General features: G+C 72.7%; 8 protein-coding genes. 7 read left to right on the forward strand and 1 reads right to left on the reverse strand.

Going from position 1 to position 6,990, the window contains the following annotated elements:
• Window positions 1–10: 10 nt before the first annotated feature.
• From mch to fae, 4 genes are all read left to right on the forward strand, one after another.
• Entirely contained in the window at window positions 11–1,000 is a 990-nt protein-coding gene (gene mch / locus QSG27_RS26645) for a methenyltetrahydromethanopterin cyclohydrolase (RefSeq protein ID WP_306711565.1), read from the forward strand.
• Window positions 990–1,877: a RimK family alpha-L-glutamate ligase gene (locus tag QSG27_RS26650; RefSeq protein WP_306711551.1), complete on the forward strand. Its 888-nt coding sequence runs from the start codon at window positions 990–992 to the stop codon at window positions 1,875–1,877. The genes mch and QSG27_RS26650 overlap by 11 nt, the downstream gene beginning before the upstream one ends.
• Complete coding sequence (locus QSG27_RS26655) at window positions 1,874–2,737, forward strand: triphosphoribosyl-dephospho-CoA synthase (RefSeq protein ID WP_306711553.1); 864 nt, start codon at window positions 1,874–1,876, stop codon at window positions 2,735–2,737. The genes QSG27_RS26650 and QSG27_RS26655 overlap by 4 nt, the downstream gene beginning before the upstream one ends.
• A gap of 103 nt (window positions 2,738–2,840) precedes the next feature.
• A complete protein-coding gene (fae, locus tag QSG27_RS26660) occupies window positions 2,841–3,329 on the forward strand; it encodes a formaldehyde-activating enzyme (protein ID WP_306711555.1) in 489 nt (162 codons plus the stop codon).
• A 5-nt stretch (window positions 3,330–3,334) separates the two neighbouring features.
• Here fae and QSG27_RS26665 read toward each other — a convergent pair whose 3' ends face one another.
• Window positions 3,335–4,051, reverse strand: a complete 717-nt coding sequence (locus QSG27_RS26665) for a HisA/HisF-related TIM barrel protein (protein ID WP_306711557.1) — start codon at window positions 4,049–4,051, stop codon at window positions 3,335–3,337.
• Between the two features lie 38 nt (window positions 4,052–4,089).
• Here QSG27_RS26665 and QSG27_RS26670 point away from each other — a divergent pair, with 38 nt between their 5' ends.
• The 3 genes from QSG27_RS26670 to QSG27_RS26680 all read left to right on the forward strand — a co-directional run.
• Window positions 4,090–5,085 carry an ATP-grasp domain-containing protein gene (locus QSG27_RS26670; RefSeq protein ID WP_306711559.1) on the forward strand — a complete coding sequence of 332 codons (996 nt, stop codon included), beginning with the start codon at window positions 4,090–4,092 and terminating at the stop codon, window positions 5,083–5,085.
• A gap of 3 nt (window positions 5,086–5,088) precedes the next feature.
• A complete protein-coding gene (locus tag QSG27_RS26675) occupies window positions 5,089–6,132 on the forward strand; it encodes a hydantoinase/oxoprolinase family protein (protein ID WP_306711560.1) in 1,044 nt (347 codons plus the stop codon).
• Between the two features lie 106 nt (window positions 6,133–6,238).
• Window positions 6,239–6,990 (forward strand): quinoprotein relay system zinc metallohydrolase 2 (locus tag QSG27_RS26680; protein WP_306711562.1); only part of this gene is annotated, 752 nt, incomplete at its 3' end.

Consider the following 6,990-nt stretch of genomic DNA (forward strand, 5'->3'; position numbering starts at 1 on the left):
AGATGCAACCATGACCACGGAAACCCCGTCCGACCCGCGCCCGAGCCTCGCGGCGCTGTCGGCACCGCTGGCCGGGCGGCTGGTGGCCGACGCCGCGGTGCTGCGCCTCGGCCTTGAGCGGGTCGGGGGGGCCTGCGTCGTCGATGCCGGGATACGCCATCCCGGCGGCCTGGAGGCCGGGCGGCGCATCGCCGAACTGTGCATGGGCGGCCTTGGCCGGGTCACGCTGGGCCCGGTGCCCGGCACGCCGTCCTGGCCGTTCGGCGTCACGGTCCACAGCGCCCAGCCGGTGCTGGCCTGCCTCGGCAGCCAGTACGCCGGCTGGAGCCTCAGCCACGGCAGCGGCAAGGACGCCTTCTTCGCGCTCGGCTCCGGCCCCGGCCGCGCGCTGGCCCGGCAGGAGACGCTGTTCGACGAGCTGGCCTACCGCGACACAGCCGAAACGGCGGCCTTCGTCATGGAGGTGGCGGCGGTGCCGCCCGCCGAACTGGTCGCCCGCATCGCCGCCGCCTGCGGCATCGCCGCGGACCGGCTGACCCTGATTCTCACCCCGACCCAGAGCCTTGCCGGGACGACCCAGGTGGTCGCCCGCGTGCTGGAGGTCGCCCTGCACAAGCTGCACAGCCTCGGCTTCCCGCTCGACCGCGTGGTGGACGGCATCGGCATGGCGCCGCTTCCACCGCCGGGTGGCGGCTTCCTCACCGCCATGGGCCGCACCAACGACGCGATCCTTTACGGCGGAACGGTCCATCTGCACGTCGCCGGCCCGGACGGCGAGGCGGAGGATCTGGCGCGCCGCCTGCCCTCTTCCGCCTCGCGCGACCATGGCCGCCCCTTCGCGGAGGTCTTCGCCGCGGTGAAGGGAGACTTCTACGCCATCGATTCCATGCTGTTCAGCCCGGCGCGGGTGACCGTCACCGCCATCGACAGCGGGCGCAGCTTCCACGCCGGGGAGTTGGCGCCCGACCTCGTTGAGCGTTCGTTCCGCGATGTCCGGTGAGCGCACCGCCCTGATCCTCACCGAACGGCCCGACTGGCACACGCCCCGTCTGGTCCGGGCCATCGAGGCGCGTGGCCTGCCCTGCCGCTGCGTTTCGCCCCGGCGCTGCGGGATCGCCGCCGGCTACACGGCGACGGGGCTGCTGATCCCCGGTTTCGAGGAGACGCTTCCCGCGGGCGTGTTCGTCCGGGCGGTGGGCCAGGGCAGCTTCGAGCAGGTGACGCTGCGCCTGGGCGTGCTCCACGCGCTGCGGGAGCTTGGGGTGCCGGTCTGCAACGACGCGCGGGCCATCGAGCGCTGCGTGGACAAGAGCATGACGAGCGTCCTGCTGGCCCGCGCCGGCCTGCCGACCCCGCCCGCCCTGGCCACGCAGGACGTCGAACCGGCCCGGCGCGTCCTGGAAGGTGCGCCCGACCAAGTGCTGAAGCCCCTGTTCGGCGCGCAGGGACGCGGCCTGCTGCGGCTGGACGGGCCGGAAGCGCTGCCCGACGCCGCAGCGGTCGCCGGGGTCTACTACCTCCAGCCCTTCATCCCGCCGCGGACCAAGGGCGCGTGGCGGGACCGGCGGGTGTTCGTGTCCGGCGGGCGGGCGGTCGCCGCGATGAACCGGCATGGGCAAAGCTGGATCACCAACGTCCATCAGGGCGCAGCCTGCGAGGCCGCTCCCGCCGACGACGAGGCCGCCGCCCTCGCCGTCCGCGCCGCGGCGGTGGTCGGTGCCGGCTATGCCGGCGTCGATCTGATCCAGGACCGGGCGGGGCGCTGGCTGGTGCTGGAGATCAACAGCATGCCGGCGTGGCAGGGGTTGCAGCGGGTCAGCGCGGTGGACATCGCCGACGCCCTGGCTGCCGACTTCGTGGAACGGGTGGGCGCATGACCGGCTGGGCGCCGATTCCTCCCGATCCGGCATCCGGCGTGGCCGGCGCCTACCGCGCCGCCTGCCATGTGGAGCTGCGCGCGCTGAAGCCCGGCAACGTCCACATCCATGCGGACGGCCACGGCATGACCGTCGCCCAGTTCCTCGCCAGCGCCGACGCGACCGCCCCCATCCTCGCGCAGCCGGGCCTGAGCGTCGGCGAGCGGATACACGCCGCCGTCGCCGCCACGCGGGCGGTCGCCGGCTGCAACACCAACCTCGGCATCCTGCTGCTGGCTGCCCCGCTGGCCCAGGCCGCGCTGGCCGGCGGCGGGTCTTTGCGCGACCGGCTGGGCCATGTGCTCGCAAACCTGACCGTGGCGGACGCGGAGCTTGCGTTCCGCGCCATCGCGCTGGCCGAACCCGCCGGCCTGGGCCGCGTGGAGGGAGCGGACGTGCACGCCCCGGCGCGGGTGACGCTGCTCGCCGCCATGCGGGAGGCGCAGGACCGCGACCGGATCGCCCGGCAGTACGCGACGGACTTCGCGGACGTCTTCGAAACGGGCGTGCCGTGCCTCCGCCGCTGGCTGGACGCGGGGGCCGGCTTCGCGCAGGCCGCCGAATTGCTGTATGTCGAATTCCTCGCCACCGTGCCCGACAGCCATGTCATCCGAAAATACGGGCTGGAGCGTGCTGAATGGTTACGCTCCCGGGCTTCGGAATTGAGGGAGGACGCGGTCCCGGATCGTGCATTCACGCTAACGCGATCGCGCTTGGCGGAACTGGACAGGGAATTCAAATACAATGGCGTCAATCCGGGAACGACCGCGGATCTTGTCGTGGGCTGCCTGCTTGCGTTCTGGCTCATGCAATGGCCGTAGCGGCCCGAAGCAACCGATAAGACGCCTTCCACGAAAAACGCCGATAAAGCTAGGGAGAAAGGCCATGCCGATGTGGGGAGGACAATCCGCGAAAATCAACCGTGTGCTCGTTGGCGAGTCGCTGGTCGGCGATGGGAACGAGGTCGCCCACATCGACCTGATCATGGGGCCGCGCGGCAGCGCCGTGGAGACGGCCTTCTGCAACGCGCTGACCAACAACAAGGACGGCTTCACCGCCCTTCTCGCCGTCGTCGCGCCCAACCTGATGTGCAAGCCGGCCACCATCCTGTTCAACAAGGTCACCATCAAGGGTGCCGAACAGGCGGTGCAGATGTTCGGCCCCGCCCAGCACGCCGTCGCCAAGGCGGTCGCCGACTGCGTGGCGGAAGGCACCATTCCGCAGGAGGAGATCGACAACATCTTCATCTGCGTCGGCGTCTTCATCCATTGGGAAGCCAAGGACAACGCCAAGATCCAGGACTACAACTACCGCGCCACGAAGGAGGCCATCGAACGCGCCGTCGCCAGCTTCCCGAGCGCGCAGGATCTCATGAACCAGAAGGACAAGGTGAAGCACCCCTTCGCCGCGTGACCGGCTTACCGGTCCAGGCGGGCCAGGGCCGCCAGTTCCGCGCCGCCGATGCGGCCGTCGTGCAGCGCCGTCGCCACCAGGGCACCGGCGCTGCCGCGCGCCGCAAGCTCCCGCAGGTCGTTGCCGCCGCGCACGCCACCGGCGGCGAACAGGCGTGCCTGCGGCGCGGCCCGGCCGATCCCGGCAAGGCGGTTCCAGTCCGGTCCCTCGCCGGACCCGACGCGGGCGAGGGTCATGGCGATGATCCGCTCCGGCCACAGGTCGGTGCGCTCCGCCAACGCGGGCGGCCCGACGAACCGGTCGCGGAAGTCGAGCGAGAGGATCACCCGGGCCCACGCCGGGCCGGCCTTCAGTTCGGCCAGCGGCTCCAGCCCCTCCAGGCTCTCGCTGCCGAGCACCGCGTCGCCAAGCCCCGACGCGACGAAGCTCCGCACCGCCTCCGCGCCGCGGAACCCGGCATCGACCCAGAACGCGGTGTCCGGAAAGGCCGCCGTCAGCCGCGCCAGCGCGGGCCGGTTGTCCCCCACCCCTTCGATGGCGTCGAGATCCGCCGCGTAGACGACCGGGAACGGGTGCAGGCGGAGAAGGCCGCCGACCACCGCCACCGGGTCGTTGCCGGTGCACAGCGCCGAGCGCAGCGGCGGGTAGCGGCCCCGGTCGCCGCGGCGGGCGTGCACCACGCCGCCATCCCTCAGATCGATCACCGGAACGACGTGGAACATCTCGCCCTCCCCTTCGGCTTCTTTTTGCGGCGGACGGCATGCGCATCCTGGTCTGCGAGTTCGTGACCGGCGGCGGGATGCCGCCCGGCGCCCCCATTCCCGCCAGCCTCGCCCGCGAAGGCGACCTGATGCTCCGCGCCCTGGTCGCCGACCTGCTGGAGGTGCCGGGGGTGGAGATTGCGCTCACGCGCGACGCCCGCCTGCCGCCGCTCGCGGTGCCCGTGCGCAGCATAACCATCACCGACCCGCGCGAGTCCTGGACCCTTTGGGAGAACCTCGCCCGCGAGGCGGATGGCGTGTGGCCGATCGCTCCGGAGACGGACGGCGCGCTGGAACGCTTCAGCCGCATGACCGAGGCCGCCGGGCGCCGCCTGTTCAACAGCAGTGCCGATGCGGTGGCGGTCACGTCCAGCAAGGCGGCGACCGCCGCCGCCCTGTCCGCCGCCGGTCTCCCCGTCGTCCCGGTCTGGCGTGCCGACGCCATCGCCGACGAACCGCCAGGGGTCGGCCCCTGGGTCGTCAAGCCCGACGACGGGGCGGGATGCGTCGATACCCGGCTGATCCGCGACCGCTCCGAATGGGACGGGTGGTTGGGAGAGGCCGACCGCACCGGCTTCGTGGTGCAGCCCTTCCAGCCCGGCACGCCGGCCAGCCTGTCGATGCTCTGCCGCGACGGGCGGGCGTGGCTGCTGACCGTCAACCGCCAGGACGTGACTCTGTCCGGCGGTTCCTTCGCCTATGGTGGGGGGATCGTCGGCGGGTTGGCGCCGACGCCGGCCCTATCGGACCTCGCGCACGGCGTCGCGGCGGCGCTGCCCGGCCTGTTCGGCCATGTCGGCGTGGATGTCGTCGCCGGTCCCGATGGCCCGGCGGTCATCGAGGTCAACCCGCGCCTCACCACCTCCTATGCCGGGTTGCGGCGGGCGACCGGGCTGAACGTCGCCGCCGCGGTGCTGGACTTGGCGCGCGATCCGCCGGTCCCGCCAAAGCCGGTCGGGCGCACCGAACCGGTTCCTTTGACGCTGAAGGAGTGAGCCATGGACGGCAGCGGGTTGATCGGGCTGGACATCGGCGGCGCCCACCTGAAGGCGGCATTGTTCGACGAGGCGGGGACGCTCCGCGACCTCGATCAATGGCCCTGCCCGCTCTGGCAGGGGCTCGACCGGCTGGAGGCCGCCGTCGCGATGGCGCTTGCCCGCTGGGGTCCGCCGCGGCGGGCCGCCGCGACGATGACCGGCGAACTGGCCGACCTGTTCGACGACCGGGCGGACGGCGTGCGCCGCATCGCCGCGGTAATGCAATCCGCCCTGCCCGCCGCGGCCCTCGCCTTCTTCGCCGGCCCCCGCGGGCTGGTGACGGCGGACGCCGTGGCGGACTGCACGGGCGCGGTGGCCTCCGCCAACTGGTACGCCACGGCGCTGGTCGCCGCGCAGACCGGGGACGGAGTCCTGCTGGACATCGGCAGCACCACCACCGACATCGTTCCGCTCGTCGGCGGCGGCCCGCGCCACGCCGGCTATTCCGACGCGGAGCGGCTGGAGAGCGGGGAACTGGTCTACACCGGCGTCGTGCGCACCCCGGTCATGGCGGTGGCCCGCGCCGTTCCCCATGGCGGGCGCTGGCGCACGCTGATGGCGGAGCTGTTCGCGACCATGGCCGACGTGCACCGCCTGACCGGCACGCTCCCGGACGGCGCCGACCAGCACCCGGCGGCGGACGGGCGCGGCCATGACGAGGCGGCCAGCGCGCGGCGGCTGCTGCGGATGGTGGGGGACGATCTGGAGCCGGAGGGTCTTCCGGCGGCCCGCCGCCTCGCCCGCCACCTCGCGGAACGCCAGCTCCGGCGGATCGAGGACGCTCTCGACCAGGTGCTGTCGCGGGGCCTGGCGGACTCCCCTCCGCTCGTCGGCGCCGGGGTCGGGCGCATCCTGGTCCGCCGTCTGGCCGAACGGCGGGGAGCGGCCTACCGGGACTTCGAAGCCCATCTGCCGGTCGCGCCGGATCTGCGGGAGCGCGCGGGTTGGTTCGCCCCCGCCGTCAGCGTCGGCTGGCTGGCCTTGCACCGCGGCCCTCCCGGCTGAGAGCGCACAGTGCGCCGCACAAACACCTTTGCCCGGTTGCCGCACCCTTCGGCGCCACCCCATACTCGCCCAAATGGACAAACTGCAGGACCGGACGATGGCTGGCATGGCCGCGTTCCTCTGGCCGGACGCCCGCAAGGTGCTGGCGGGCGTCTGGCTGTTCTGGGCGGCTCCTGCGCAGGCCGATCCGCTGCCCGTGTTCGAGGTCGCCCACGGCGTCTTCGTGCATGTGGGCCGCCACGAGGAAACCGATTCCGCCAACCTCGGCGACATCGCCAATTGCGGATTCATCGTGGGGAACGACGCGGTCGCCGTGATCGACACCGGCGGTTCCACGGCGGTCGGACGGCGGCTGCGCGAGGCGGTCCGGTCCCGCACCGACCGGCCCATCCGCTACGTCGTCAACACCCACATGCACCCGGACCATGTGCTGGGAAACGCGGCGTTTCTGCCCGACCAGCCGGGCTTCGTGGCGCACCGCAATGTCCAGGCGGCCCTGGCGGCGCGCGGCGACCATTACCGGCAGGCGTTCGAAGCGGCGGCCGGCCCCGAGGCCGCCGCGGACTTGCGGATCGTCCCGCCGACCATCGCCGTGTCCGACCGCCTGGAACTGGATCTCGGAGGGCGCGTGCTGGACCTCGTGGCACGGCCGGTGGCGCACACGGACAACGACCTGACGGTGCTCGACAGGGAAACGGCGACGCTGTGGACCGGCGACCTTCTGTTCATGGAGCGTGCGCCGGCCATCGACGGTTCCATCCTCGGCTGGCTCCGCCTGCTCGACGGGCTGGGCGCGGAGCCGGCGGCGCGCGTGGTTCCCGGACACGGCCCGCCGTCGGCCCCCTGGCCGGGCGCGGC

The organism is Azospirillum isscasi (genome assembly GCF_030849505.1).
Taxonomy (GTDB): domain Bacteria; phylum Pseudomonadota; class Alphaproteobacteria; order Azospirillales; family Azospirillaceae; genus Azospirillum; species Azospirillum isscasi.

What these genes read in the sequence shown, in the direction of transcription:
- mch (WP_306711565.1), top strand. Translation starts at nt 11, where the DNA reads ATGACCACGGAAACCCCGTCCGACCCGCGCCCGAGCCTCGCGGCGCTG.
- QSG27_RS26650 (WP_306711551.1), top strand. Translation starts at nt 990, where the DNA reads ATGTCCGGTGAGCGCACCGCCCTGATCCTCACCGAACGGCCCGACTGG.
- QSG27_RS26655 (WP_306711553.1), top strand. Translation starts at nt 1,874, where the DNA reads ATGACCGGCTGGGCGCCGATTCCTCCCGATCCGGCATCCGGCGTGGCC.
- QSG27_RS26665 (WP_306711557.1), bottom strand. Translation starts at nt 4,051, where the DNA reads ATGTTCCACGTCGTTCCGGTGATCGATCTGAGGGATGGCGGCGTGGTG.
- QSG27_RS26670 (WP_306711559.1), top strand. Translation starts at nt 4,090, where the DNA reads ATGCGCATCCTGGTCTGCGAGTTCGTGACCGGCGGCGGGATGCCGCCC.
- QSG27_RS26675 (WP_306711560.1), top strand. Translation starts at nt 5,089, where the DNA reads ATGGACGGCAGCGGGTTGATCGGGCTGGACATCGGCGGCGCCCACCTG.